At 64.6% G+C, this 24,570-nt stretch carries 20 protein-coding genes and 4 pseudogenes; 15 read left to right on the plus strand and 9 right to left on the minus strand.

Annotated elements, in window-relative coordinates:
* Positions 1–80: 80 nt before the first annotated feature.
* The 3 genes and pseudogenes from AB8Z38_RS04330 (at position 81) to AB8Z38_RS04340 (ending at position 4,347) form a co-directional block, all read left to right on the plus strand.
* Positions 81–365, plus strand: a complete 285-nt coding sequence (locus AB8Z38_RS04330) for a hypothetical protein (RefSeq protein ID WP_369723275.1) — start codon at positions 81–83, stop codon at positions 363–365.
* 60 nt (positions 366–425) lie between these two features.
* A pseudogene (gene parC, locus AB8Z38_RS04335) lies at positions 426–2,683 on the plus strand (DNA topoisomerase IV subunit A).
* Positions 2,684–2,803: 120 nt separating this feature from the next.
* A pseudogene (locus AB8Z38_RS04340) lies at positions 2,804–4,347 on the plus strand (GMC family oxidoreductase).
* Positions 4,348–4,388: 41 nt separating this feature from the next.
* Here AB8Z38_RS04340 and AB8Z38_RS04345 read toward each other — a convergent pair.
* The 3 genes from AB8Z38_RS04345 to AB8Z38_RS04355 form a co-directional block, all read right to left on the minus strand.
* Positions 4,389–5,606 (minus strand): YeeE/YedE family protein, encoded by a 1,218-nt coding sequence (locus AB8Z38_RS04345; protein ID WP_369723276.1) that lies wholly within the window; start codon positions 5,604–5,606, stop codon positions 4,389–4,391.
* 177 nt (positions 5,607–5,783) lie between these two features.
* On the minus strand, positions 5,784–7,169 hold the full coding sequence (chrA, locus tag AB8Z38_RS04350; RefSeq protein WP_369723277.1) for a chromate efflux transporter: 1,386 nt from the start codon (positions 7,167–7,169) through the stop codon (positions 5,784–5,786).
* Entirely contained in the window at positions 7,169–7,987 is an 819-nt protein-coding gene (locus AB8Z38_RS04355) for a chromate resistance protein ChrB domain-containing protein (protein WP_369723278.1), read from the minus strand. The genes chrA and AB8Z38_RS04355 overlap by 1 nt, the downstream gene beginning before the upstream one ends.
* Before the next feature lie 198 nt (positions 7,988–8,185).
* On the opposite strand from AB8Z38_RS04355, the gene dmeF reads away from it, so the two are divergent.
* Complete coding sequence (gene dmeF / locus AB8Z38_RS04360; protein WP_369723279.1) at positions 8,186–9,142, plus strand: CDF family Co(II)/Ni(II) efflux transporter DmeF; 957 nt, start codon at positions 8,186–8,188, stop codon at positions 9,140–9,142.
* 248 nt (positions 9,143–9,390) lie between these two features.
* Positions 9,391–10,065 carry an N-acyl homoserine lactonase family protein gene (locus AB8Z38_RS04365; protein ID WP_369723280.1) on the plus strand — a complete coding sequence of 225 codons (675 nt, stop codon included), beginning with the start codon at positions 9,391–9,393 and terminating at the stop codon, positions 10,063–10,065.
* A 7-nt stretch (positions 10,066–10,072) separates the two neighbouring features.
* Here AB8Z38_RS04365 and AB8Z38_RS04370 read toward each other — a convergent pair whose 3' ends face one another.
* Positions 10,073–10,264 carry a hypothetical protein gene (locus AB8Z38_RS04370; RefSeq protein WP_369723281.1) on the minus strand — a complete coding sequence of 64 codons (192 nt, stop codon included), beginning with the start codon at positions 10,262–10,264 and terminating at the stop codon, positions 10,073–10,075.
* Positions 10,265–10,295: 31 nt separating this feature from the next.
* Complete coding sequence (locus tag AB8Z38_RS04375) at positions 10,296–11,453, minus strand: MFS transporter (RefSeq protein WP_369723282.1); 1,158 nt, start codon at positions 11,451–11,453, stop codon at positions 10,296–10,298.
* 165 nt (positions 11,454–11,618) lie between these two features.
* Here AB8Z38_RS04375 and AB8Z38_RS04380 point away from each other — a divergent pair, with 165 nt between their 5' ends.
* Positions 11,619–12,875 (plus strand): adenylate/guanylate cyclase domain-containing protein, encoded by a 1,257-nt coding sequence (locus tag AB8Z38_RS04380; RefSeq protein WP_369723283.1) that lies wholly within the window; start codon positions 11,619–11,621, stop codon positions 12,873–12,875.
* A gap of 115 nt (positions 12,876–12,990) precedes the next feature.
* Here AB8Z38_RS04380 and AB8Z38_RS04385 read toward each other — a convergent pair whose 3' ends face one another.
* Positions 12,991–14,235, minus strand: a complete 1,245-nt coding sequence (locus AB8Z38_RS04385) for an MFS transporter (protein ID WP_369723284.1) — start codon at positions 14,233–14,235, stop codon at positions 12,991–12,993.
* 163 nt (positions 14,236–14,398) lie between these two features.
* Between AB8Z38_RS04385 and AB8Z38_RS04390 the strand changes: the two are divergent.
* Positions 14,399–15,752, plus strand: a pseudogene (locus AB8Z38_RS04390) (Nramp family divalent metal transporter).
* A gap of 6 nt (positions 15,753–15,758) precedes the next feature.
* Here AB8Z38_RS04390 and AB8Z38_RS04395 read toward each other — a convergent pair.
* From AB8Z38_RS04395 to hemB, 3 genes and pseudogenes are all read right to left on the minus strand, one after another.
* The gene (locus AB8Z38_RS04395) at positions 15,759–16,535 is read right to left on the minus strand and encodes an arginyltransferase (protein WP_369723285.1); all 777 of its coding nucleotides are present in this window, start codon (positions 16,533–16,535) and stop codon (positions 15,759–15,761) included.
* Positions 16,536–16,653: 118 nt separating this feature from the next.
* On the minus strand, positions 16,654–17,187 hold the full coding sequence (locus AB8Z38_RS04400) for an RDD family protein (protein ID WP_369723286.1): 534 nt from the start codon (positions 17,185–17,187) through the stop codon (positions 16,654–16,656).
* A 239-nt stretch (positions 17,188–17,426) separates the two neighbouring features.
* Positions 17,427–18,485 (minus strand): annotated as a pseudogene (gene hemB, locus AB8Z38_RS04405) (porphobilinogen synthase); the annotation flags it as partial.
* Positions 18,486–18,608: 123 nt separating this feature from the next.
* Here hemB and AB8Z38_RS04410 point away from each other — a divergent pair.
* From AB8Z38_RS04410 to AB8Z38_RS04445, 8 genes are all read left to right on the plus strand, one after another.
* The gene (locus tag AB8Z38_RS04410; protein ID WP_369723287.1) at positions 18,609–19,100 is read left to right on the plus strand and encodes a DUF6163 family protein; all 492 of its coding nucleotides are present in this window, start codon (positions 18,609–18,611) and stop codon (positions 19,098–19,100) included.
* Between the two features lie 382 nt (positions 19,101–19,482).
* Positions 19,483–20,001 carry a transcriptional regulator LdtR gene (gene ldtR / locus AB8Z38_RS04415; RefSeq protein WP_007603420.1) on the plus strand — a complete coding sequence of 173 codons (519 nt, stop codon included), beginning with the start codon at positions 19,483–19,485 and terminating at the stop codon, positions 19,999–20,001.
* Between the two features lie 199 nt (positions 20,002–20,200).
* Positions 20,201–20,437, plus strand: a complete 237-nt coding sequence (locus AB8Z38_RS04420) for a hypothetical protein (RefSeq protein ID WP_369726740.1) — start codon at positions 20,201–20,203, stop codon at positions 20,435–20,437.
* 37 nt (positions 20,438–20,474) lie between these two features.
* A complete protein-coding gene (locus AB8Z38_RS04425) occupies positions 20,475–20,696 on the plus strand; it encodes a hypothetical protein (RefSeq protein WP_369723288.1) in 222 nt (73 codons plus the stop codon).
* A gap of 259 nt (positions 20,697–20,955) precedes the next feature.
* Positions 20,956–22,254 (plus strand): serine hydroxymethyltransferase, encoded by a 1,299-nt coding sequence (gene glyA, locus AB8Z38_RS04430; protein WP_369723289.1) that lies wholly within the window; start codon positions 20,956–20,958, stop codon positions 22,252–22,254.
* Positions 22,255–22,295: 41 nt separating this feature from the next.
* Positions 22,296–22,778, plus strand: a complete 483-nt coding sequence (gene nrdR / locus AB8Z38_RS04435) for a transcriptional regulator NrdR (RefSeq protein WP_045007969.1) — start codon at positions 22,296–22,298, stop codon at positions 22,776–22,778.
* Positions 22,775–23,923 carry a bifunctional diaminohydroxyphosphoribosylaminopyrimidine deaminase/5-amino-6-(5-phosphoribosylamino)uracil reductase RibD gene (ribD, locus tag AB8Z38_RS04440; RefSeq protein ID WP_369723290.1) on the plus strand — a complete coding sequence of 383 codons (1,149 nt, stop codon included), beginning with the start codon at positions 22,775–22,777 and terminating at the stop codon, positions 23,921–23,923. Before nrdR ends, ribD begins: the two co-directional genes overlap by 4 nt.
* Positions 23,924–24,532 carry a riboflavin synthase gene (locus AB8Z38_RS04445; protein WP_369723291.1) on the plus strand — a complete coding sequence of 203 codons (609 nt, stop codon included), beginning with the start codon at positions 23,924–23,926 and terminating at the stop codon, positions 24,530–24,532.
* Positions 24,533–24,570: the final 38 nt, after the last annotated feature.

The following is a 24,570-nucleotide window of genomic DNA, read 5'->3' on the forward strand; positions in this document are numbered from 1 at the left end:
GCGCAAAAAGGGGCGACCTTGGAGGAACAAAACCGGGTTTCCCGGATTGGCCTTTCGGGTTCCAACCCGGGGATAATCTGATGCTGATCAAGGGATTTGTGATCGCGGCAGCGCTGATGGCGCTGGTGCCGGACGCCCTCGCAGGCGAGCAACCGGGACTGTTTCGCCGCGCCTCCTGCACTGTCGTCAGATACTATGTGGCCAAATATTCGGCTGCTGCCGCAGAGGCATGGGCGCGGTCCAAGGGCGCGACCGAGGCTGAGATCGAGACGGCCCGGCACTGCCTGACCCATGCGCCCGCCGGGACACAGGCCAAAAATCCGCAAACCACCCCGACCTTCACCGCTGGCTGGGCCGGGCAATAGCGGCCGCCCCGGAACCAATCGATCCTTGCCCGATCTGCTCCCACGGTTTAACCGGGCGGCATGGGAAAACGATTGATTCCGCCGGAAGAACCGGCCGAAATTCACGATGTGCCGCTGCGCGACGCGCTGGAAGAGCGCTATCTCGCTTATGCGCTCTCCACCATCATGCACCGGGCGCTGCCGGATGCGCGCGACGGCCTGAAGCCGGTTCACCGGCGTATTCTCTATGGCATGCGCCTGCTCAGGCTCGATCCGGGCTCGGGATTCAAGAAATCCGCAAAAATCGTCGGCGACGTGATGGGTTCGTTCCATCCGCACGGCGACCAGGCGATCTACGATGCCATGGTGCGCCTGGCGCAGGATTTCTCCTCGCGCTATCCGCTGGTCGACGGCCAAGGCAATTTTGGCAATATCGACGGCGATAACCCCGCCGCCTACCGCTACACCGAAGCCCGCATGACCGACGTCGCGCGGCTTCTGCTCGACGGCATCGACGAGGACGGCGTCGAGTTCCGCCCCAATTACGACGGCCAGTCGAAAGAGCCTGTCGTGCTGCCCGGCGGCTTTCCCAACCTGCTCGCCAACGGTGCGCAGGGCATCGCGGTCGGTATGGCGACCTCGATCCCGCCGCACAACGCCGCCGAGCTCTGCGATGCCGCCCTGCATCTGATCGAGAAGCCCGACGCGAAATCCAAGGCGTTGCTGAAATGGGTCAAGGGTCCGGATTTCCCGACCGGCGGCATCATCGTCGATTCCAAGCAGGCGATTGCCGAGGCCTACACGACCGGCCGCGGCTCGTTCCGCGTTCGCGCCAGGTGGGAGCAGGAGGAGGGTGCCCGCAACACCTGGGTGGTCGTGATCACCGAGATCCGTTCCTGGTGCAGAAGTCGCGCCTGGTTGAAAAGATCGCCGAGCTTCTGGATCAGAAGAAGTTGCCGCTGGTCGGCGATTTCCGAGACGAGTCCGCCGAAGACGTCCGTCTCGTGATCGAGCCGAAGTCGAAGAACGTCGATCCTGCTTTGATGATGGAATCGCTGTTCCGGCTGACCGAGCTGGAAAGCAAGATCCCGCTGAATCTCAACGTGCTGCTGAAGGGCCGCGTCCCCAAGGTGGTCGGCCTTGCCGAAGCCCTGCGCGAATGGCTCGACCATCTGCGCGACGTGCTGATCCGCCGCACCAATTATCGCAAGGCGCAGATCGAGAATCGGCTGGAGGTTCTCGGCGGCCTGCTGATCGCTTATCTGAACATCGACGAGGTGATCAGGATCATCCGCACCGAGGATGAGCCCAAGCCGGCGTTGATGAAGGCGTTCAAGCTGACCGAGGTGCAGACCGAAGCCATCCTCAACATGCGGCTGCGCTCCTTGCGCAAGCTCGAGGAAATGGAGATCCGCTCCGAGGAGAAGAACCTTCGCAGCGAACTCAAGGGCATCAACGCGCTGCTCGCGTCCGAGCCCGAGCAGTGGAAGAAGGTCGCCGAGCAGGTTGGCAAGGTCCGCGACATGTTCGGACCGAAGACGCCGCTCGGCAAGCGCCGCAGCACCTTTGCGGACGCGCCCGAGCACGATCTTGCCGCGATCGAGGAGGCCTTCGTCGAGCGCGAGCCGGTTACTGTCGTCGTCTCCGACAAGGGTTGGATCCGCACCTTGAAGGGCCATGTCGAGGATCTCTCGGGGCTGGCCTTCAAGCAGGACGACAAGCTTGGCCTTGCCTTCTTCGCCGAGACCACCTCGAAGCTGCTGCTGTTCGCCACCAACGGCAAGTTTTACTCGCTCGACGTCGCCAAACTGCCCGGCGGCCGCGGTCACGGCGAGCCGATCCGCCAGTTCATCGACCTTGAGCCCGAGGCCGCTCCCGTCGTGCTGTTCGTCAACAAGGGCGGGCGCAAATTCCTGGTCGCGAGCCACGAGGGCCAGGGCTTTGTCGTCAACGAGGACGATTGCGTCGGCACCACCAAGAAGGGCAAGCAGGTCCTCAACGTCGATATGCCGAACGAGGCACGCGCGGTCACCGAAGTGCTCGGCGACACCGTTGCGGTGATCGGCGAGAACCGCAAGATGTTGATCTTCCCGCTCGACCAAGTCTCGGAAATGGCGCGCGGCCGCGGTACGCGGCTGCAGAAGTACAAGGATGGAGGTCTCTCCGACATCGCCGTGTTCGACGCCAAGGCGGGCCTGACCTGGAAGGACTCCGCCGGTCGCGAATTCTCGGCCACCATGAAGGAGCTCGCCGAGTGGCAGGGTAGCCGCGGCGACGCAGGCCGCCTGCCGCCGAAGGGTTTCCCGAAATCGAACAAGTTCGGCAGGGTGATCGGGTAGGGTGAGAGCGTCGCTTCGCTCGCAATGACGGGGAGGAGGCACGGTCTTGCTTTGATGGCCGGTTTGCCCAATCCGATGCCGTCCGCTATCCCGGTTCTCTGCAACGTTGAGAACTAGCCCATGTACGATGTCATTGTGGTCGGCGGCGGCTCTGCCGGTGCTGCGGTTGCGGCGCGGCTCTCCGAAGATCCCGCACGCCGCGTGCTTCTGCTCGAAGCAGGGCTCGACTGGCGCGCCGACGAGGCGCCCTGGGAAGTGATGACGCCCAATCCCATTCCGATCATCCACAAGCGCGAGTTTCAGGAGAAATGGCAGTGGCCGATCTGCTGACGCGCCGCGTGGCCGGGCAGGAGCCGCGCTTCTACTGGCGCGGCAAGGGTCTCGGCGGCTCATCGATGATGAACGGTCAGATCGCCATCCGCGGCGTCGCCAATGCATTCGACGAATGGGCAGCCAATGGCTGCACCGGATGGTCGGCCAGGGATGTGATGCCGCTGTTCTCGGTGATCGAGGACGATCTCGAATTCGGCGACGCCCCGGGACATGGACGCGGCGGACCGTTGCCGGTCTATCGCGCGCCGCCGGAAAAATGGGGCCCGATCGATCGCGGCTTGCGCGATGCGGCGCTGGCGAGCGGCTATCCCTGGTGCGCCGACCTCAACGGTCCCGACGGAGAGGGCGTCGCCTGCTATCCCATCAACAGCCGCGACAGCCGCCGCATCACGACCAACGAGGGTTATCTGGAGCCCGCGCGCGGTCGCGCCAATCTGGAGATCTGCGGCCATGCGCTGGTCGATCGCGTGCTGATCAGGGAAGGTCGGGCGACCGGTCTCCGCGTGCACGTCGAGGGGCAGGGCACGAGCGAGATCAGCGCGCGCCAGATCGTGCTCTGCGCCGGCGCCATCCACAGCCCGGCGATCCTGTTGCGCTCGGGCGTCGGACCGGCCGGCGAGTTGAAGGCGATGGGCATTGCGGTCCAGCAGCACTTGCCGGTCGGCCGGCACTTCTTCGACCACCCGCTGTTTCGCGCGACCATTCAGCTCCGCGAGGATATCAGGCCCACCGATCCGGATACCCGCCACACCAATTGTTGCGTGACCTATTCCTCGGGCCTCGCCGGTGGCGGCAAGCGCGACATGATCCTGATCGCCTTCAATCATCGCGGCATCGGCGTGCCCGGAGCGATCGGCGCCGGGCTGTTCAACGCCTATTCGCGCGGCACGCTCAAGCTGGCCTCAATCGATCCCGAGGTTGATCCGATCGTCGAGGAGAACATGCTGGCCGATCCTCGCGACATGCTGCGCATGATGGATGCGGTGCGACGGCTTGCTGTGATTACCTCCCAGCCGGCGCTGGCCGGTATCGCCGACTGGATAAAGCTGGCCGACAGCGAACTGACGCTGCCGCAGGCTGCAGCACTGCCTGATCACGAGCTCGATGCGTTGCTGCGCCGTGAAACCGGCGACATCCAGCACGCCGCCGGCAGCTGCCGCATGACCGGCTTCAAGGACAGCGATGGTGTGGTCAATCCCGACGGCGCCGTGAAGGGCATCGCCGGCTTGCGCGTCGCCGACGCCTCGATCATGCCGTCGGATTGCCGGGCCAACACCCACTTCACGACAGTGGTGATCGGCGAGGCGATCGCGCGGATGATGATGCGATAGTCCAACACGCCCATCGCCGACGCGGATGTAACGGTGAGGACCTAGCGTTCGACGGCCAAGCCGAACAGCGGCCGAAGCTGCGTTCCCAGGATATTGCCGAGGAAAGCCGCGACCAGCCAGCACCAGCCGTGCAGGCTGCCGGAGGCGATCCCGCTGAAATAAGCGCCGATATTGCAGCCATAGGCCAGCCTGGCACCATACCCGAGAAGCAGGCCGCCGAGGATAGCGGCGACCAGCGAGCGGCCGGAGATGCGCCAGGTCGGATTGAACTTGCCGGCCAGGCCTGCCGCCAGCAACGCCCCGATGATGATGCCGAAATCCATCACGGAAGTGACATCCGCGAAGATGCTCTGGTGGAGCGATGCAGCGCGGGCGCCCTGCCAATAGGACCATGACGCCACGTCGACGCCGCCGAAGCTCATCAGGACCTTCGATCCCCAGAGCGCAAAGGCCGAGGTGATGCCCCATGGCCGCCCTGCGAGATAGAGCGTGGCGAAATTGCCGATCGCAAGCAGAACCGCGCCCCACAGCAGCGGCCACGGCCCCTGCATGAAACGGCGCGCGCCGCGCAGCTTCGTCCGCGCTCCCGGCTCAAGGTCGCCGTGCCGCCGGATCTCGGCCATTCTGGTCAGGACATAGATGGCGGCCATCACGGCCCAGCACAGCACAAGCGCCGGCAGCCATCCCAAGCTCTCGATCAACGACACTGTCCCGACGTTCGGGAGCGCACTCCACCACGGCAGATGCAACGCCCCCAGAGTAGATCCGGCAATGAAGGCTGCGAGCGTCACCAGCATCCGGGTGTTGCCGCCGCCGGCGGTATACAGCGTTCCCGAGGCGCAGCCGCCGCCGAGCTGCATTCCGAGGCCGAACAGAAATGCCCCGGTCACCATGCCGATGCCGACCGCGCCAAGTTCGCCGTGCACGGCCTCGCCGAACAGCGAGCCTTGCGCCAAGGCGGGGAAGAATAGAGCTGTCGCCAGCGCAAGCATGACCATTTGCGCGCGGAGTCCCGCGCCTCTTCGGGTCACGATAAAGACACGCCAAGCCGAGGTGAACCCGAACAGCGCATGGTACAGCGTCAGGCCGAGTGCGCCTCCGAGAAGAAACAACCATCCTTGACGCCAGGAGATCGTGCCTGACAAAGCTACTGCGCCGGCGAGAAGAATTGCTGCGGCGACAGCAACGATGATGAGATTGGCGCCGTGCCGATCATTGTCAGGAGCAAGCAACCGCGCATCGATGGACAGATCAGTCATGTCTTCACCGGAAGGAACCCCCTCGTGGCAATGGGAGCTAACCTTGATGAACACGCACTGTTCCAATTCTCTCGCCGTTCCAAGCGCGAGTCGATCTGTCTTGGAATTTATCTTGGAACAAGTCCAATGAGCGACAAGGGCCTTCGGTTGGCTTTGTTCCGATCGCCCGAAGCCTTGCTAAATCAGCCCCGCCAGTCGCAGCGCCACGCCTGCCGCACAGCTGCCGGCGAGCACGGTCAGCATGCCGAGCTTGAAACGGAAGATCGCGGTCGCGGCTGCGATCGAGAGCACGAGCGCTGGAATATCGACGCTGGTCAGCACCGGCCGGTCGAAGGCGAACGGGAAGGCCTGGACCGGCACGGTCTCGCGGAACAGCGTGTGCAGCGCGAACCAGATCGAGAGGTTGAGGATCACCCCGACGACCGCAGCCGTGATTGCGCTGAGCGCGCCGGCAAGGCCGGTGTTGCCGCGCAGCCGCTCGATATAGGGGGCGCCGGCGAAGATCCAGAGAAAGCAGGGCGTGAACGTGACCCAGGTCGCGAGCAGCCCGCCGAGCGTGGCGGCCAGCATCGGCGACAAGCCGCTGGCGTCGCGGTAGGCCGCCATGAATCCCACGAACTGTAGCACCATGATCAGCGGACCGGGCGTGGTCTCGGCCATGCCGAGGCCGTCGAGCATCTCGTGCGGCTTGAGCCAGTGATAATGCTCGACCGCCTGCTGGGCAACGTAGGCCAGCACCGCGTAGGCGCCGCCGAACGTGACCAGCGCCATTTTTGAGAAGAACAGCGCGATCTGGCTGAACACGTTAGCCTGTCCGAGGGCCAGAAGCAGCGCGATCACCGGAATGAGCCAGAGCGCCAGCCAGAGCGCGCCGACGCGGATGGTGCGGGCGGTGTCGGGGCGGACGTGATCGGGCACGGCTTCGCCGAGCATGCTGTCGATCAAGGCGGCGCCGCCGCCATGACCGTGACCGGCCGGCGCGAATTCCGGGCGGCCGCTTCTTGCGCCGATATAGCCGATCACAGCGGCGGCGATGATGATGATCGGGAAAGGAACAGCGAAGAAGAAGATCGCGACGAAAGCGATTGCGGCCAGCGCAATCATGATGCGGTTCTTCAGCGCGCGCTTGCCGACCCGCACCACGGCCTCGACCACGATGGCGAGGACCGCGGCCTTCAGCCCGAAAAACAACGCCTCGACGAAGCTGACATTGCCGAAGGCGGCGTAGACGTAGCTCAGGCCCATGATGGCGATGATGCCGGGCAGGATGAACAGCCCACCGGCCATCAGCCCGCCGGCGGTGCGATGCATCAGCCAGCCGATATAGGTGGCGAGCTGCTGTGCTTCCGGACCCGGCAGCAGCATGCAGTAGTTCAGCGCATGCAGGAAGCGGCCTTCGGAGATCCAGTTCTTCTCCTCGACCAGGATGCGGTGCATCACCGCGATCTGGCCCGCGGGCCCGCCGAAACTCAGACAGGCGACCCGGAGCCAGACGCGAAACGCTTCAGCGAAGCTGATGCCGTGACCGGCATCAGCTTCTGCCTGGACCGCGCGAGTATCCATTACGGCTTCGCCTTGTTGGTCGGCCAGTTGTGGGTCTCGCCGGTGGCGTCACGGCACCAGCGGTAGAAGGCGTCGTAGAGCAGCATGCCCGCCTCGAGCTGTTCGAGATCGTCGTCATACATCCGTGACAGCCCGAGCGAAGCGGCGAGCAGGCCGGGAGCCTCCGGCGCGAGATCGGGCCGCGCGGTGTCGGCGCCGCGCACCAGCGTGGCGAGCCGGAGCAGCGGCGGCGCGGCGATCCCGAACTCCTCGATCATCACGTCGAACGTGCAGAGTTCGCCACGGTGGCTCCAGAACACGTTCTCGATATCAAAGGGCGCGGCGTTGAAGCGTTCGCCGACGGCGACCACTTCGGAAGGTGCCACGAACAGGAATATCGCATTGGGATCGACGAAACGCCGGATCAGCCAGGGGCAGGCGATGCGGTCGACTTTTGGCCGCGCCCGCGTCACCCAGACGGTGCGTCCCTTGGCGTCGCGCGGCGGCAGCTTGCGGGCGTCGACGAGCGGCAGCTTTGCCGCTTTCCAGCCCTCGAAGCCGCCTTCCAGCGTCTCGGCCCCGACGCCGAGTTGCCTGAGCCAGGCTGCGGTGCCCTGCGCAAGCTTTTCGCCGCGGAAGCATGAGACGATCGCGGAGCGGCCGGCGAAGTCGGCCGCCCAGTCCGAGACTTTCTCGTGGCTGAGCTTGATGGAGCCCGGGATCAACCGCCGGTCGGCGGCAAAATCCTCGTCCGTGCGCACGTCGATCAGGGCAGGGGCGTTCGCCGTGCCAATCAGCCGTGCCAGTTTGTCAGATGATATCGTCGTGTAGGAAGACATGATGCGCCCTCGTAAAATCAAACGGGACGCGATACTTGGGCATGTCGCCTCGTGGGGAGATCGCTCAAATCCCCATGGGCTTCATTACACCGAAACACCACCGGCCTGTCAATCGGCTCGTTTCGCCGGATTTTGCCCCGGAACACCTGCAGGTCTATATTGCGGTCAACACGCCGGACCTTCTCGGAGAAATTTTCAATGCATTCCCATTCCATCGATCAATGGACCCATGAGCACGCCTTCCTGGGCGAGAAGCATGACGAGAACGAGCGGCGCACCTGGCTGGTCGTCGTCCTGACGCTGGTCATGATGGTCGGCGAGATCGTCGGCGGTTCGCTGTTCGGCTCGATGGCGTTGCTCGCCGACGGCTGGCACATGGGCACCCATGCGGCGGCGCTCGGCATTGCCGCGTTCGCCTACCGCTTCGCACGGCGGCACCTGGGCAACGCGCATTTCACCTTCGGCACCGGCAAGTTCGGCGATCTCGCCGCCTTCTCCAGCGCGATCATTCTCGGCTTGATCGCGGTCGAGATCGCTTACGAGAGCGTGCTGCGGCTGTTCACGCCGGTGCCGATCGTCTACGGCGAAGCGATAGCGGTCGCAGCCCTTGGGCTGTGCGTCAATCTCGCTAGCGCGTGGCTGTTGCGCGGCAGCCATGATCACCATCACCACGGACATGATCACGGCCACGGTCATGCGCATCATGATCACGACCATGATCATCACCATCATCACGACAACAATCTTCGCGCGGCTTACGTGCATGTCATGGCGGATGCGGCAACCTCTGTGCTGGCGATCGGCGCGCTTGCGGTTGCGATGTATTCGGGATGGGTCTGGGCTGATCCGGCCGTCGGCCTGATCGGCAGCGCGGTGATCGCGAGCTGGGCGTTCGGCCTCGTCAAGAGCTCGGGTGCGGTGCTGCTTGACGTGCGTGCCGACGAGAAGCTGGAGCGGGTGATCCGGGCCCGCATGGAGGTTGGCGACGACCGCGTCACCGATCTGCACCTCTGGCAGGTCGGCCCCGGCCATTGCGCCGTGCTGGTCTCGGTGGTGTCAGACAAGCCGAAGCAACCGGCCGTCTACAAGAAGCGCCTCGCCGGGTTGAAGAGGCTCAGCCACGTCACCGTCGAGGTCGAAACCTGCCCGCATTGATGTGATCGGCGGAACCGGAATTCTGGAGAGAGGCCGGGGTTGATCCCCGGTCGCAGCACGACTAACCGCTGCAAGGAGAGACCAAGGATGATGCCCAGGATCGCGAAGATCGCATTCGCCTCACCGTCACCGCGCTCGCGCTGTCCAGCCATACGGTCGCGGCACAGGAAAAGCCGGGCGTCGAAAAGCTCTACATCCTCAATTGCGGGGAAGGTATCACGAGTGACGTGTCGCGCTGGACACCGGGCATGAACGAGGGCAAGCCCATGGCGTTTGTCGACACCTGCTATCTGATCAGGCACAGCAAAGGCTGGTTCCTGTGGGACACTGGGGTTCCGGACGCGGTTGCGTCGATGCCCAATGGCCTTGTTCCCTCGGACCCCAAGGCGACGGTCTGGCGCAGGCCGAAGACGCTCGCGGCCCAGCTCGACCAGCTCGGCGTCAAGCCCGGCGACATCAAGTGGATGGGCGTCTCGCACACCCATCCGGACCATACCGGGAATGTCGAGATGTTTCCGCAGGCCATACTCTACGTGCAGAAGGTCGAATATGACTGGCCCGGGGCCAACAACGAGCCGCGCTTCAAGCCCTCGCATCCCGTCGAGCTGTTGTCGGGCGACAAAGACGTGTTCGGCGATGGCAGCCTGACCATCCTGTCGACGCCCGGACACACGCCTGGACACCAATCGTTGCTGGTGAAATTGCCAAAGACCGGCGCTGTGGTCCTGTCAGGTGACGCCATCCATTTCAAGAGCAACTGGGATAACCGCGTGGTGCCGGGCATGAACGTCAGCAAGGACCAGACGCTCGCCTCGATGCAGAAGATCGCCGACACGCTCGACAAGGAGAAGGCGCAGCTTTGGATCAACCACGACAAGGCGCAGCGCGACAGCCAGAAGATGTCGCCGGAGTTTTACGACTGACGCGCAATTAGCCTTTCGGCGCGGTGACCGCCGGTGAGCTCGCGTCCGGCGTCTTCTTCGGTTTCAGCGTGCCGGCGTAGAAGGAGACGAGCCAGACCAGGATGATGGCGAGGAGATAGACGCCCCAGGCCTGCGGTGGCGTCGTCGCCCAGCGCAGCAGGCCTTTGAACGTGCGAGGCGGACGGTTGTCTTCGGTCATGGTGCGCTTGTGCGCGAAAGCAGCAGTGCGGTCAATCCGGCCGCGGCTCGGCGCGGATCATGAACAGAGCGGCCAGCGCCGAGAGGCTGAGCGCGGATGAGACCATCAGCACCTTGGCTCCCATGACGTCGATGAGCAGCCCGAAAGCCAGCGGCGCCACCGCCTGCGCCATCCGCGCCGGCGCGCCGATGATTCCGAGCCGGTAGCCGAAATCCTTTGGGCCGAAGATCGACAGCGGCAGCGTGCCGCGTGCGATGGTGAGGATGCCGTTGCCCGAGCCGTGGAACAGCGCGAACGCGCTCGCCGCCACGCCGCCGAAGATCGCCACGACCACCGCGCCGATCGGATGGGTCAGGCAGGCAAGCCGCGTTGACCACAGCGGATGAAAGCGGCTCAGGAAGCCGGCTTCGAGCAGGCGGGCGCCGACTTGCGCGGGCCCGATCAGCGCGCCGGCCGCGATCGCTTCGACCGGCGTCGCGCCCGTCGTCTCCAGAATACGCGGAAAATGCGCGGCCATCGCGCCGGTGACGGTCCAGACCGCGGCGAAGACGAAGGCGAGCAGGATCGTGGTGCGATCGAGCGGTACGTGCGGCTTTTCCGCGGTCGCCGCGGTCTGCCTTGCCTCCTTGACCGGCGGCAGCATGAAGAAGTTGAGGGGGAGGCCGATCAGGATGTTGGCGGCCGCCCAGGCGAAACAGGTCTCGCGCCAGCCGATATGGGCGAGCCCCCAGGCCGTGAGCGGCCAGCCGACCGTCGAGGCAAAGCCCGCCATCAGCGTGATGCCGGTGATGGGCCTGCGCGCCTCGGTGCCATAGATGCGGCCGAGCGCGGCGAAGGCGGCATCGTAAAGCCCTGTCGCCATGCCGAGGCCGAGCACGAGCCAGGCGATCACCATCACCGTGACCGATTGCGAGAGGCCGAGCAGCGCGAGGCCGGCGGCAATCATCAGGTTCGAGGCGGATAGCACCTGCCGTCCGCCGACGAGGTCGATCTGCCGTCCGATCCGCGGGCCGAGCAGCGCGGAGATCACCAGCGAGGCCGAAAACGCGCCAAAGATCCAGTTCGAGGAGACGCCGAGATCGCGCGCCATGGGATCCGCGATCAGTGCGGGCAAATAGTAGCTCGAGGCCCAGGCCAGTGTCTGCGTGGTGCCGAGCGTCACGATGATCGGAAGCTGGCGCTGGCTCATATCCCTGTGCTTCTGGTCGGTGATCTCATCGGTTCCGTTTGCAGCGATGGCGAGGGCGCGTCAACAGCATCCGCGGCATACTCACCCTGCTGTGGGCGGGAGCCTTGGTTGTGCGACGTCGGCGCGCGAGCTTTCGCTCGTCACGAATGCACGCCATAATGGCGTATGCAATTGACCTCGCGCCTTGCGCTGATGAACTGGTTGGCCGGCCAGGGGCTCACCGGCCTGCCCGAACCCGAACTGCTGCGTGGCTTCTGCGAGTGCTGCGCCGAGGGGCTGGAACTCTCGCGTGGGCTGGTCGTCATCGATACGCTGCACCCGATCTATGAGGGTCGCGCGTTCCGCTGGAGCGATACTCCGAGCAACGAGAGCGACGTCGTCGAATACGGCTCGACGGCCGAGGGCGACGCAGCGAAGAATTGGCGCCGATCGGTGTTCTATCATTTGCTGGAGCATGGTCATGACGAGATGGTGATCGACCTCGCCGACGCGCCCTCGCTCGATTTCTCGCAAATCGGCGACCTCGCCGAAACGGGTCACCGCCATTTTCTGGCTTTTGTACACCGCTTCGGGGAGACCGGAGCGCTCGGGCAGATGGACTGCCTCTACTCCTACTGGACGACGCGACGCGAGGTTGGCTTTACCGAAGCCGAGCTCGCCGCGCTGCGCGATGTGGTGCCGGTGCTGGGACTCGCGATCAAATCGGCGCAGCAGGTCGACATCGTGCGCACGCTCGGCCGCGTCTATCTCGGCCGCGATGCGTCAGAGCAGGTCTTGCGCGGACGTATCTCGCGCGGCGTCACCGAGCGCATCAATGCCGTGCTCTGGTATTCGGATCTGCGCGGCTCGACCGGGATCAGCGAGAGCATCGGCCCCGACGAGATTATCCCGTTCCTGAACGATTATGCGCAAGCCGTGATCGATGCGATCCACGATGCCGGCGGCGACGTGCTGAAACTGATCGGCGACGGCGTGCTCGCGATGTTCACCGGTGAGGATATGGCGCATGCGCGGCGCGCCGGGCTACGGGCCGAGCACCTGTTCCGCAAGAACGTCGCAGCGCTGAATGCGCGCCGGGAAGCGGATGGCCGTCCCACCACGTCGGCCTATATCGGCTTGCATGTCGGCGAGGTCCTTTACGGCAATATCGGCAGCGAGGACCGGCTGGACTTCACGGTGGTTGGCCCGACCGTGAACGAGGTCAGCCGCATTGCCTCGATGAGCCGCTCGGTCGATCGCGAACTGCTGGCGTCGTCCGAGTTCTACAAGGGCCTCGACACCGCCGGCCGGCGCTATCTCGTCTCCACCGGTCGCTACGCCCTGCGTGGCATCGGCCGCGCGCAGGATCTCTACACGCTCGATCCGGAGATCGACGTGAGCGGGCCGGTGACGGGGAGTTACGAGCGGTATCTGTCGAACTAGTCCAACTACCTCAGCATACTCCGTCACTGCAAGGAGCTCTTGCGACGATGCAATGCAGACTGTCTCCGTGGACGGATTCTGGACTGCTTCGCTTCGCTCGCAAATGAGGGTGCGGCTAACACCGCACCGCCGCGCCGTCCTCCACCATGTCCGGCTGCCGATCCAACGCGACCGCAGGCGAGAGCCAGATCACCAGCGCCTGCACGCCGAATACAGCGGCTGCCAGATAGAGACACGCTTCCGCACTGTAAAACCCGCCGACGATTGCGCCTAGTGCCGAGCCGAGCGGACGGGCGCCGTAGCTCATGATGTTGATGGCCGAGACGCGCCCCAACAGGCGCGGCGGCGTCACCGACTGGCGCAGCGTCGTGGTCGAGATCACCCACAGGATGGGCCCGACGCCGAGCAGGAAGAAGCTGAGGCCGGCGAGCCAGGGCGAGGGGACCGGCACCGTCAGCGCCATCACCACGGCGGCGACGAAGCCGGTGACGGGGCCGAGGCCGACAACGGTGCCGAAGGCGATGCGCTTCATCACGCGGGTTGCGAGCAGCGCGCCGATCACCATGCCGACGCCGTACATGGTCAGCACCGTTCCGACACCGGCGGCGCTCAGGCCGAGATGACGCACGGCGTAAGGCACGAACACCGCGATCTGCAGAAACCAGCCGGTGTTGAAGATGAACTGAGTGATGAACACTGGTCGCAGCAGCGGGTGGTGGAACACGAATCCCGCGCCTTCCCGGATGTCTTGGAACGGATGGCGCCGCGGCGTGGGCGCGCGCGCCGGCTCGTAGATTCCGGAGAGCAGTACGACGGCGATCGCCGAAAGTGCCGCGGCAAAGCCGAAGGCCGGGCTCGCGCCCCACCAGCCGACCAGCGCACCGCCGAGCGCAGGACCACTCGCGAAGGCGACGGTGCGCGCGAGCTCGATGCGGGCATTGGCGGCCGGCAGCAGGTCCGAACTCACCAGCGAGGGTACCAGGGCCGGCGCGGCCACGCTGTAGACGACCGTGCCGCACACAGCGGCGAAGCCGAGCAGCGCCAGGAGGAGCAGGTTGAGCGCGCCGAGGGCGAGCAGAAGGACGATAGCGGCTAGCGCCACCGCCCGCAGCGCCTCGGCGCTCGCCATCAGCGAGCGGCGCGAGATGCGGTCGGCGAGCAGGCCGGCCGGAATGGCGAACAGCACGAAGGGCAACGTGAGCGCGGTCTGCAGCAGGCCGGTCCGGCCTTCGGCCACGCCGAGCGTCAGCACGGCGACAATCGGGGCCGCCGCCAGCGCGATCTGCTCGGCGGATTGTGCCGCAAGGTTGGACCAGGCGAGGCGGTTGAACGTGTCGGGGAGGCGGGGCATTTTTGACATGGCGCATTTCCTGCGAAGTCGGTTGGCGCCAGTATCCGCCCCAGGCGACTGCCAAACCCACCCGCTTCCCGACAGCCGGGGATCGGACCGCGGCGGGAACTAACGCAGCCAGATGCAGTTGCAAATGAGTTGCAATAAGGTCCAGCTTCGGTATTCTCGCCTCATGGATGCCCGATCTCCCGATCTGATCCCGGAAGCCCCCGGCTGGCGCGCTGACGCGCCGACCATCAAGAGCCTCGCCGAGGTGAATGCCTCGGTTGCCCTCCCGGCGTCCGGCCGCTGGTGGCGGCGACTGCTCGCTTTCGTTGGTCCGGGTTACATGGTGTCGGTCGGCTACATGGACCCCGGCAACTGGGCGACGGATCTCGCTGGCGGATCGAAATTCGGTTACACGCTGCTCTCGGTCATCTTGCTCTCGAACCTGATGGCGATCCTGTTGCAGGCGCTGGCGGCACGGCTCGGGATCGCCACCGATCGCGACCTCGCGCAAGCCTGCCGCGCGACCTATTCGCCTGCAACCAACTTCATGCTGTGGCTCGCTTGCGAGGCGGCTATCATCGCCTGCGATCTCGCCGAGGTCATCGGCACCGCGATCGCGCTGAAGCTGTTGTTCGGCATTCCTCTGCTTGGCGGCGCGTTGCTGGCTGCACTGGATGCCTTCCTGCTGCTGCTCCTGATGAACCGCGGCTTCCGTTTGCTCGAAGCCTTCGTGATGGCGCTGCTTGCGGTGATCGCGGGTCTGCTTTGCGGCCCAGATCGTGGCCGCGGCGCCGCCGGTCGCGGACGTCCTGCACGGCTTTATGCCGAAGACCGAGATCTTCACCAATCCGGACATGCTCTACATCGCCATCGGCATCATCGGCGCGACCGTGATGCCGCATAATCTCTACCTGCATTCGTCGATCGTGCAGACGCGCGCCTATGAACGCAACGATACGGGCCGTCGCGAAGCGATCAAATGGGCGACGACGGACTCGACCATCGCGCTGATGCTGGCGCTGTTCGTCAATGCCGCGATCCTCGTCGTGGCCGCTGCGACGTTCCACGGAAGCGGCCATTCGGATGTCGCCGAGATCGGCCAGGCGTTCGAGCTGCTCTCGCCCCTGCTGGGTCTTGGCATCGCCTCGACGCTGTTTGCAATTGCGCTGCTCGCCTCGGGCCTCAATTCGACGGTGACGGCGACGCTCGCCGGCCAGATCGTGATGGAGGGTTTTCTCGACCTGCGCCTGCCGAGCTGGGCGCGCCGCCTCTTGACGCGGGGTATCGCCATCGTTCCGGTGATCGCCGTCACCGCGATCTATGGCGAGCGCGGCACCGCCGATCTGCTGGTGTTCAGCCAAGTCGTGCTGTCGATGCAGCTACCGTTCGCGGTCATCCCGCTGGTGCGGTTCGTCTCGGACCGCCGCAAGATGGGGAAGTTCGCGATTGCCAAATGGGTCGCCGCGATCGCGTGGATCGTGGCGGGCGTGATCGTCGTTTTGAACGTGAAGCTGCTGGCCGATATGCTGTTCGGGTGAGGGCGGCTAGTCCTGCGGCTCGGACGCCGCGTCGCCCTGCGCGTCGATGCGCAGCCAGCCTGAGGGCGCGAGGCGCTGCTGCGGCAGGAAGCGAGCCTTGTAGTCCATCTTCTTGGAGCCCTCGATCCAGTAGCCGAGATACACATAAGGCAGCCCTTGCCGGCGGGCGCGCGCGATGTGGTCGAGGATCATGAAGGTGCCCATCGAGCGGCTGACCTGGCCCGGCTCGAAGAACGAATAGACCATCGACAGGCCGTCGCTGAGCACGTCGGTGAGCGCCACCGCGATCAGCTCCTCGCCCCGGCCGGTGATGCCGCTATCGGGGCCGCGCTTGCGGTACTCGATGATACGGGTCTCGACGTGGCTGTCCTCGACCATCATGGCGTAGTCGAGCACGGTCATGTCGGCCATGCCGCCATGGCGGTGGCGGGAATCGAGATAGGCGCGGAACACCGAATATTGCTCGGAGGTGGGCACCGCGCTGCGCTGCTCACCGATGATGTCGGAATTGCGGGCGATCACCTTGCGGAAGTTGCGGGACGGGCGGAACTCGTTCGCGATCACCCGGACGGAGACGCAGGCGCGGCACTGGTCGCAGGCCGGACGGTAGGCGATGGACTGGCTGCGGCGGAAGCCGCCATGGGTCAGCAGGTCGTTCAGGTCACCGGCACGCTCACCCACGAGGTGCGTAAACACCTTGCGCTCGTGTCGTCCCGGCAGATACGGGCAGGGGGACGGCGCCGTCAGGTAAAATTGCGGGGTGTCGCGCGAGTGCTGGGTCACGGGACGTCGTGGGCCTCCGAAGTGAGTATCAGCATCGCGCTACGAAGGCCCCTGGTCAATCGGTCTGCTCGGCAGATCAGCTCAGACAACTTATTCGGTCCTGGTTGATAGGTTATGATCAGTAGGTTCTGGTGGCCTGAGGCACGGGTGCACGGACGGAATTGTTGATGAGGACCGTTCCCAGCACGAAATCGTGCAGCAGGCGCCGACGGCCGTTGAACAGGCCGACCAGGACCACAAAGGGGGACAGGAACGACACCGTCACCCAGAACAGCACGGCGTGGGTGGCGCCGAGCACGAAATAGCCGGGTGCGCCGTACCAGGTGCGCAACTCCAGGTCCATCACCCGCATACCGATCGTCGCCGAGCGGGGACCACCGATGCAGGCGCCGTAATAGACGATCGCCCAGACCACGGATGCCGGCCATGCCAGCCAGAACAGGGCCCAGCCGATGCCGAGCGTGACCACGCCGAACACGGCGATGAAGAGATAGCCGAGGATGACAGGGACGGAGATCACGACCATGTCGATCAGGAAGGCAAACACCCGCCGAGTCGCCACGCCGCGGAACAGTTCCGGGTTCAGATAAGGGTCGTAGGCATGCGCCCCGCCGTCATTGCGCCAGGCATTGTCCGAATCCGAATACGACATGTCCGTTCTCCCGGGGAAAACTCCCGTGGAAGGACATGGGAGCAGGCGATCCGCGTGCCAAGGGCGCGTCAGGATTAACAAGCCGAAATATTCCGGCGATTCTGGGGGCGGCCTGCTGGGAGCCACCGCTACCAGCTCACACTCGGTGTCGTCTCGGCGAAAGCCGGGATCCATAACCACAGGAATTGGTTTGGCGAAGACTGGTAGTTTGTCCTTCGCCGGTACGACGGCCTGCTTACCCCCTGCGCCCGCAGCTTCTCGGCAGCCTGGGCTGCGAAATAACTGAGCACGCCGTCGGCGCCGGCGCGCTTGAACGCGAGCAGGCTTTCCATCATCGCGCGTTCGCCGTCGAGCCAGCCGTTGTTGGCCGCAGCCGCGATCATCGCGTATTCGCCGGAGACCTGGTAAGCGAAGGTCGGCATCGCAAACGTGTCCTTTACGCGGCGCAGCACGTCGAGATAGGGCATGCCGGGCTTCACCATCACCATGTCGGCGCCCTCGGAAATGTCGAGCTCGACTTCGCGTAACGCCTCGTCGGTGTTGGCGCTGTCCATCTGGTAGGTGCGTTTGTCGCCGGTCAACGCCTTGGCCGAGCCGATGGCGTCGCGGAACGGGCCGTAGAAGGCGGAGGCGTATTTGGCGGCGTAAGCCATGATCTGCACGTCGAGCAGGCCCGCCCGATCCAGCCCCTCGCGGATCGCTGCAACACGGCCGTCCATCATGTCGGAGGGTGCGATGATGTCGCAGCCGGCTTCGGCCTGCACAAGTGCCTGGCGCACGAGCACGGCGACCGTCTCGTCGTTCAAGATCCTGCCGTCGGCAATCAGGCCGTCATGGCCATGGCTGGTGAAGGGATCGAGCGCGACGTCGCAGAGGATACCGAGATCGGGAAATTCCTTCTTGATCGCGCGCACGGTCTTGCAGACCAGATTGTCCGGGTTGGTGGCCTCCGAGCCTTCCTCGTCGCGCAGTGACGGGTCGGTGTAGGGAAACAGCGCGATGCAGGGAATGGTCAGCTTCATCGCACGCTCGGCGTCGCGCACGGCCTGGTCGACGCTCAGCCTGTCGACGCCCGGCATCGAGGCGATCTGTTCGCGCTTGTTATGGCCGTCGATCAGGAACAGCGGCCAGATCAAATCGTCGGTGGTGAGCACGTTCTCGCGCACCATGCGCCGGGCCCATTCGGCCTTGCGGTTGCGGCGCGGGCGGATGGTCAGATCGAGGGCAGGGGAGGCTCCCGCGCCGTCCCCGCGCGAAACCTCGCGCAATTCGATCGGACGTCCGTATTTGATCGCCATCAACTCTTCCTCCGGCTGGAATTATTCTTATACCAGTTCGCATCCTTCCCGTCACCGCGGCTTGACCTGCCGCAAGGGATAGCGGCCGATTGATTTTGCGGGGCGAAACAGCCAGAAGGGGGCATGTCCGATATTTCCAGCCGCGACGCGGCGCGCGACAGCGCCAATGCCAGGGATACTGCCCGCGACAATGCAATGTCCGTGGCGGCGATCTCGTCGGAGCGCCCGGAGTCCGACGACAATGTCTGGACGCGCCGGCTCGTGCTGTTCTTGCGGGTGATGGCGCTGCTCTCGATCCTCAAGGGCCTCTATCACTGGGCGCAGGTGACGGGCTTCGTCGGCGGTGAGGACGAGGCGTTCGAGAACCAGTCGATGGCGTGGCAAGCCTCGACGATCTACTTCGCCGTGATCGAGCTCGTCGCCGCCGTCGGCCTGTGGCTGGCCACGCCCTGGGGCGCGGTGGTGTGGCTGACCACCGTGGTGTCGATGGCGGTGATCGAACTGATGTTCCCCGGTATCTACGGCGGCAGCCTGGTCGTCGTCGCGGTCGAGGCCATCATGCTCGCCGCTTATCTGGCGCTCGCCTGGATGGCGGCGCGCGAACGGCCGCCATAGTTGCTGTTCAGCTTCGGGACGCGACGCGGTTTCACGCGAGCTTGGTTGACCACTCGTTGCTTCAAATTCGAGGCAAGTTTTCGTTGACCTGGCGCGATCCGCCATAGCTGTTATGGGCACGTTTCGAAACGGGGCGGGGCTGTTCTGGAATGCGACACAATGGTCGGACGGAGGGTGAACAGGACCTTGCCACGGTGAACAGACGGTTGCGAAAAGTGCTTGTGGCACAGGCTTAATCCGCAATTCACTGTCTTAAATTCATGATCTCTTTATTCTCTTATTTAAGCCGATCTTCAAACGGCGCCCCTTAAGTTGCACCTATCAGACGGGACACAAGTTTCGTCGAATGAGTGTCGATAAAAACGACAACAGGGGAAGTGTCATGATGAAAGCCGTCGCAACTGCGGCAGATACCGCGGAACGCGTCTCCGGCCAGCAGGGCTCGGTGCAGACGCTCTATCTGGAAGCCTTGACTCTGGTGGAGCGGCTGCATCGCCGCCTGCTCGACGTCATCAAGGACGAGTTCGATCGTCGTGGCCGCGCCGACATCAATTCGGTGCAGGCGCTTCTGCTCTACAACATCGGCGACAAGGAGCTGACTGCGGGCGAACTGCGCACGCGCGGTTACTATCTCGGCTCCAACGTCTCCTACAATCTGAAGAAGCTCGTCGAGCTCGGCTTCCTCGATCATCAGCGCTCGCGCGTTGACCGCCGCTCGGTTCGCATTCGCCTGACCCCGCAGGGCCAGGAAGTCCGCCGAATTGTCGACTCGCTCTACCAGAAGCACGTCAAGACGGTGGAGCAGGTCGGCGGCATCTCGGGCGAGGAGTTCTCGACCCTGAACAAGTCGCTGCACCGCCTCGAGCGGTTCTGGACCGACCAGATCCTGTATCGGCTCTGAGTTCCCAAGAACGACGAGGGCCAAGCCGGCCCAACAAGACCGGCGAGCCTTCCAAAAGTGTCTCACTTCCCCAAGCGCATCGGTCCGGCTACTGCCCGGACCGGTGCGTTTTGCCGTTTTTGCAGTTGCGAAAAAAACCTCACAGCCGATCGGAACCAGTTCCCTTTTTGGCGGTTATGTCCGCGGATCGGAGGACGTGATGCTGGTCGAACGCGGGTTGCAGGCTGTGAACGTCGAACTCGTGAGCGATGCCTACGCCATCGCGGCGAATTACCTGCGCCGCTCCGGCGCGATCCCCGATACGCTGGTCACCAATGAGGGGCTGCTCGAGATTATCATCAAGCTGCTCCAGCACGGTGAATTCAACAGGATCAGGCTGGCCAACAAGGCCATCGCCAGGTTCGAGGCGCAAGCCGAGGCCAGAGCGGTTGCCTGATCAAAACTCCGAAAATCTCCCAAAATCAGAGGGTGCCATGGAAGCCACCATCGACCGCATCATGCAAACCTATGACCTGCTCGCCAATCGGACGTCCGCGGCGAGTGCAGAGGCGCGGGAAAAGGTGACAAACTACCTTAACACTCTGATGGAAGCCGGTGAGAAGGACAGCCACAGGTTGACTGTGTGCGGCCTGACCTATCTGCGCCAGCTGGACGGCACCGTGGACCCGGTGAAGGCGGGGTATACCGGGCTGTAGAGAGCGGACGAGCACCATGGGACGACCTTGGCGTTAAGGTCCAGATCGGCCCTTTTGGATGAGGCGAGACCGGAAGGTTCGCGCGAGCTCGCCCATGGTCCGTGTCCCCACCACCATATCTTGCATAAATATCCGGCCCGACCCGCAACTACTTGGCCGGGGGCGGGCAATGTGGTAGATCGCGCTCGCCGCTTCCGATCGCCACACCAGACCCGCCCGTAGCCCGCCAAAAGGCTGCGGCGGTGGAGATATTCGCAAGATGACCTTCGCCAAAACCGCCTCCGCACCCGATTCGTTTTTTACCGCCCCGCTCGACCAGGCCGACCCGGAAATCGCCGCCGCCATCAAGGGCGAGCTCGGCCGGCAGCGCCATGAAGTCGAGCTGATCGCCTCCGAGAACATCGTCAGCCGTGCCGTGCTGGATGCGCAGGGTTCGGTGATGACGAACAAATATGCCGAGGGTTATCCGGGCGCGCGCTACTACGGCGGTTGTGAGTGGGTCGATGTCGCCGAGAACGTCGCGATCGACCGCGCCAAGAAGCTGTTTGGCGCTGGCTTTGCCAACGTCCAAGCCAATTCCGGCAGCCAGATGAATCAGGCGGTGTTTCTGGCGCTGCTCCAGCCCGGCGACACCTTCATGGGCCTCGACCTTGCGGCTGGCGGCCATCTCACCCATGGCTCGCCCGTCAACATGAGCGGCAAATGGTTCAAGGCTGCGCACTACACCGTGCGCCGCGAGGACCAGATCATCGACATGGACGCGGTGGCCAGGCAGGCCGAGCAGGTCAAGCCGAAGCTGATCATCGCAGGCGGCTCGGCCTATTCGCGCACTTGGGATTTCAAGCGTTTTCGCGAGATCGCGGACTCCGTCGGCGCGTACCTGCTGGTCGACATGGCGCACTTCGCAGGGCTTGTCGCGGGCGGCGTGCATGCTTCGCCTGTCCCGCACGCCCACGTCACCACCACGACCACGCACAAGTCGCTGCGCGGTCCGCGCGGCGGCCTGATGCTTTGGAATGACGAGACGCTGACCAAGAAGCTCAACTCGGCGATCTTCCCCGGCCTCCAGGGCGGGCCCTTGATGCATGTGATCGCGGCCAAGGCGGTGGCGTTCGGCGAAGCGCTGCGGCCGGATTTCAAGGTCTATGCGAAGAACGTCGTCGAGAACGCCAAGGCGCTGGCCGAGACGCTGAAGAGCCACGGCTTCGATATTGTCTCGGGCGGCACCGACAATCATCTGATGCTGGTCGACCTCCGGCCGAAAGGCCTGAAGGGCAATGCCTCGGAGAAGGCGCTGGTTCGCGCCGCCATCACCTGCAACAAGAACGGCATTCCGTTCGACCCCGAATCGCCGTTCGTCACCTCCGGAATTCGGCTCGGCACGCCGGCTGCGACCACCCGCGGCTTCGGTGTCGCTGAATTCCAGCAGGTCGGCGGCATGATCGCCGAGGTCCTGAACGCGATCGCGCAATCCTCCGACGGCAAGGCGCCGCTGGTAGAGGCCGCGATCAAGGAGCGGGTCAAGGCGCTCACCGATCGCTTCCCGATCTATCAGTAAGATCCAAGTGAACTGGTAAGAAAACCGGTCAAGGTAAACGGATGCGCTGCCCGAACTGCAACAGTCTCGATACGCAGGTAAAGGACTCGCGTCCGACCGAGGACTCGTCCGTGATCCGCAGGCGGCGCGTGTGCGTCGCCTGCAATTTCCGCTTCACCACCTTCGAGCGCGTGCAGCTGCGCGAGCTCACCGTGATCAAGCGCAACGGCCGTCGCGTGCCGTTCGACCGCGACAAGCTGATGCGCTCGGTGTCGATCTCGCTGCGCAAGCGCCCGGTCGAACCGGAGCGCGTGGAGAAGATGGTCTCCACTATCGTGCGCGAGCTCGAGACCGGCGGCGAGGCCGAGATCTCCTCGGAGGTGATCGGCGAGACCGTGATGGAACATCTGCGCACGCTCGACGACGTCGCCTATGTTCGCTTTGCTTCAGTCTATCGCAATTTCCGCGAGGCCAAGGATTTCGCCGACGTGCTCGGCGAGCTCTCCGGCGAGGAGGAAGCGCGGCTTGCAACGGTACGCAAATGATCTTCCGCATCCTGGAAGATCAATTTGCGCAGAAGGCCCGCGAGACCAAGGACGCCGATCGCCGTTTCATGCAGCTTGCACTGGCGCTCGGCCGGCGCGGGCAGGGCCGGACCTGGCCTAATCCGGCCGTGGGCGCCGTCATCGTCAGGGACGGCGTGATCGTCGGCCGGGGTTGGACGCAGCCCGGCGGTCGGCCGCATGCCGAGCCTGAAGCGCTGAGGCGCGCGGGCGAGGCGGCGCGCGGCTCGACGCTCTACGTCACGCTGGAGCCGTGCTCGCATTTCGGCAAATCGCCGCCCTGCGCCGACGCGGTGATCGCGGCCGGCATCAAGCGGGTGGTGGCGGCGATCGAGGATCCCAATCCGGAGGTGGCGGGTCAGGGCCATGCCCGCTTGCGCGCAGCCGGTATCGTGGTGGATGTCGGGCTATGCGCCGACGAGGCGGCATTCGACCATGCCGGCCATTTCCGCCGCATCCGCGACAAGCGCCCGCAGGTGATCCTCAAGCTCGCGGTCTCGCCCGACGGCAAGATCGGCGCGGCCGGCGGCAAGCCGGTTGCAATCACCGGCGACGCCGCGCGCAACCGCGTGCATCTGTTACGCGCCTCGATCGACGCCATTTTGGTCGGCATCGGCACGGTGCTGGCGGACGACCCACTTCTCACCTGCCGCCTGCCGGGCATGGCCGCGCGTTCGCCGGTGCGCGTGGTGCTCGACCAGAGCCTGCGCATTCCCGCGTCGAGCCAACTCGTGCGCACCGCGCGCGAGACGCCGCTCTGGGTGCTCGGCTCGGAGCTTGCGGAAGCCGCCGCAGCGACACGGCTTGGCGCTGCGGGTGCGCAGATCATCCGCATACCGCCCGCAAGCGCCTCCGGGCTTGATCTTCCGGCTGTGCTGCATGCGCTGGCCGAGAAGGGCATCACGCGGCTGATGGTCGAGGGCGGCAGCCGTGTTGCCGCATCCTTCGTCGCCGCCGAGCTTGCCGATCAGATATGGCTGTTCCGCGGGGCGGAAGGGGTCGGCGCCGATGGGGTTGATGCGCTCGATGCATTGCCCCTGTCGAAAATCACGCAGTCGCAGGGATTCCGCGTTCATGCTAGCGAGACATTCGACAGCGATACTCTCACCATCTACGAGCGCGCATAAATGTTCACCGGCATTGTCACCGATATCGGCGAGATCGTCAGCCTGACAGCTGTGGCGCAGGGGCAGTTGCACCGCCTTCGCATCGCCTGCCGCTACGATCGTGCGACCATCGCCGACGGCGCATCGATTGCCTGCAACGGCGTCTGTCTGACAGTGGTCGCCTCCGGTGTTGACGGCGCCAAAACCTGGTTCGACGTCGATGCTGCGGCCGAGACGCTGGCACTGACGACGGCGAAGCACTGGAAGGTCGGCTCAAAGCTCAATCTGGAGCGCGCTCTGAAGATCGGTGACGAGCTCGGCGGCCATATCGTGGCCGGCCATGCCGACGGGATCGCGACCATCGTCAGCCGCGAGGACTTGCCCGACATGGCGCGGTTCGAGCTTAGCACCACGCGCGAGCTGGCGCGTTTCATCGCCACCAAGGGCTCGATCACGCTCGATGGGGTCTCGCTGACCGTCAATACGGTGAAGGATGTGACCTTCTCGGTGCTGATCATCCCGCACACGCTGACGGTCACGACGATCGGCGGCTGGAAGGCGGGCGCCGAGGTCAACATCGAGGTCGATTTGATGGCCCGCTATGCGGCGCGGCTGACGGAAATGAAGTGACGGCGTAGCCGTCATTCCGGGATGGTCCGCAGGACCAG

Origin of the sequence: Bradyrhizobium sp. LLZ17, assembly GCF_041200145.1 — a bacterium.
Classification (GTDB): domain Bacteria; phylum Pseudomonadota; class Alphaproteobacteria; order Rhizobiales; family Xanthobacteraceae; genus Bradyrhizobium.

What these genes read in the sequence shown, in the direction of transcription:
- AB8Z38_RS04330 (WP_369723275.1), top strand. Translation starts at nt 81, where the DNA reads ATGCTGATCAAGGGATTTGTGATCGCGGCAGCGCTGATGGCGCTGGTG.
- AB8Z38_RS04345 (WP_369723276.1), bottom strand. Translation starts at nt 5,606, where the DNA reads ATGACTGATCTGTCCATCGATGCGCGGTTGCTTGCTCCTGACAATGAT.
- chrA (WP_369723277.1), bottom strand. Translation starts at nt 7,169, where the DNA reads ATGGATACTCGCGCGGTCCAGGCAGAAGCTGATGCCGGTCACGGCATC.
- AB8Z38_RS04355 (WP_369723278.1), bottom strand. Translation starts at nt 7,987, where the DNA reads ATGTCTTCCTACACGACGATATCATCTGACAAACTGGCACGGCTGATT.
- dmeF (WP_369723279.1), top strand. Translation starts at nt 8,186, where the DNA reads ATGCATTCCCATTCCATCGATCAATGGACCCATGAGCACGCCTTCCTG.
- AB8Z38_RS04365 (WP_369723280.1), top strand. Translation starts at nt 9,391, where the DNA reads ATGAACGAGGGCAAGCCCATGGCGTTTGTCGACACCTGCTATCTGATC.
- AB8Z38_RS04370 (WP_369723281.1), bottom strand. Translation starts at nt 10,264, where the DNA reads ATGACCGAAGACAACCGTCCGCCTCGCACGTTCAAAGGCCTGCTGCGC.
- AB8Z38_RS04375 (WP_369723282.1), bottom strand. Translation starts at nt 11,453, where the DNA reads ATGAGCCAGCGCCAGCTTCCGATCATCGTGACGCTCGGCACCACGCAG.
- AB8Z38_RS04380 (WP_369723283.1), top strand. Translation starts at nt 11,619, where the DNA reads ATGCAATTGACCTCGCGCCTTGCGCTGATGAACTGGTTGGCCGGCCAG.
- AB8Z38_RS04385 (WP_369723284.1), bottom strand. Translation starts at nt 14,235, where the DNA reads ATGTCAAAAATGCCCCGCCTCCCCGACACGTTCAACCGCCTCGCCTGG.
- AB8Z38_RS04400 (WP_369723286.1), bottom strand. Translation starts at nt 17,187, where the DNA reads ATGTCGTATTCGGATTCGGACAATGCCTGGCGCAATGACGGCGGGGCG.
- AB8Z38_RS04410 (WP_369723287.1), top strand. Translation starts at nt 18,609, where the DNA reads ATGTCCGATATTTCCAGCCGCGACGCGGCGCGCGACAGCGCCAATGCC.
- ldtR (WP_007603420.1), top strand. Translation starts at nt 19,483, where the DNA reads ATGATGAAAGCCGTCGCAACTGCGGCAGATACCGCGGAACGCGTCTCC.
- AB8Z38_RS04420 (WP_369726740.1), top strand. Translation starts at nt 20,201, where the DNA reads ATGCTGGTCGAACGCGGGTTGCAGGCTGTGAACGTCGAACTCGTGAGC.
- AB8Z38_RS04425 (WP_369723288.1), top strand. Translation starts at nt 20,475, where the DNA reads ATGGAAGCCACCATCGACCGCATCATGCAAACCTATGACCTGCTCGCC.
- glyA (WP_369723289.1), top strand. Translation starts at nt 20,956, where the DNA reads ATGACCTTCGCCAAAACCGCCTCCGCACCCGATTCGTTTTTTACCGCC.
- nrdR (WP_045007969.1), top strand. Translation starts at nt 22,296, where the DNA reads ATGCGCTGCCCGAACTGCAACAGTCTCGATACGCAGGTAAAGGACTCG.
- ribD (WP_369723290.1), top strand. Translation starts at nt 22,775, where the DNA reads ATGATCTTCCGCATCCTGGAAGATCAATTTGCGCAGAAGGCCCGCGAG.
- AB8Z38_RS04445 (WP_369723291.1), top strand. Translation starts at nt 23,924, where the DNA reads ATGTTCACCGGCATTGTCACCGATATCGGCGAGATCGTCAGCCTGACA.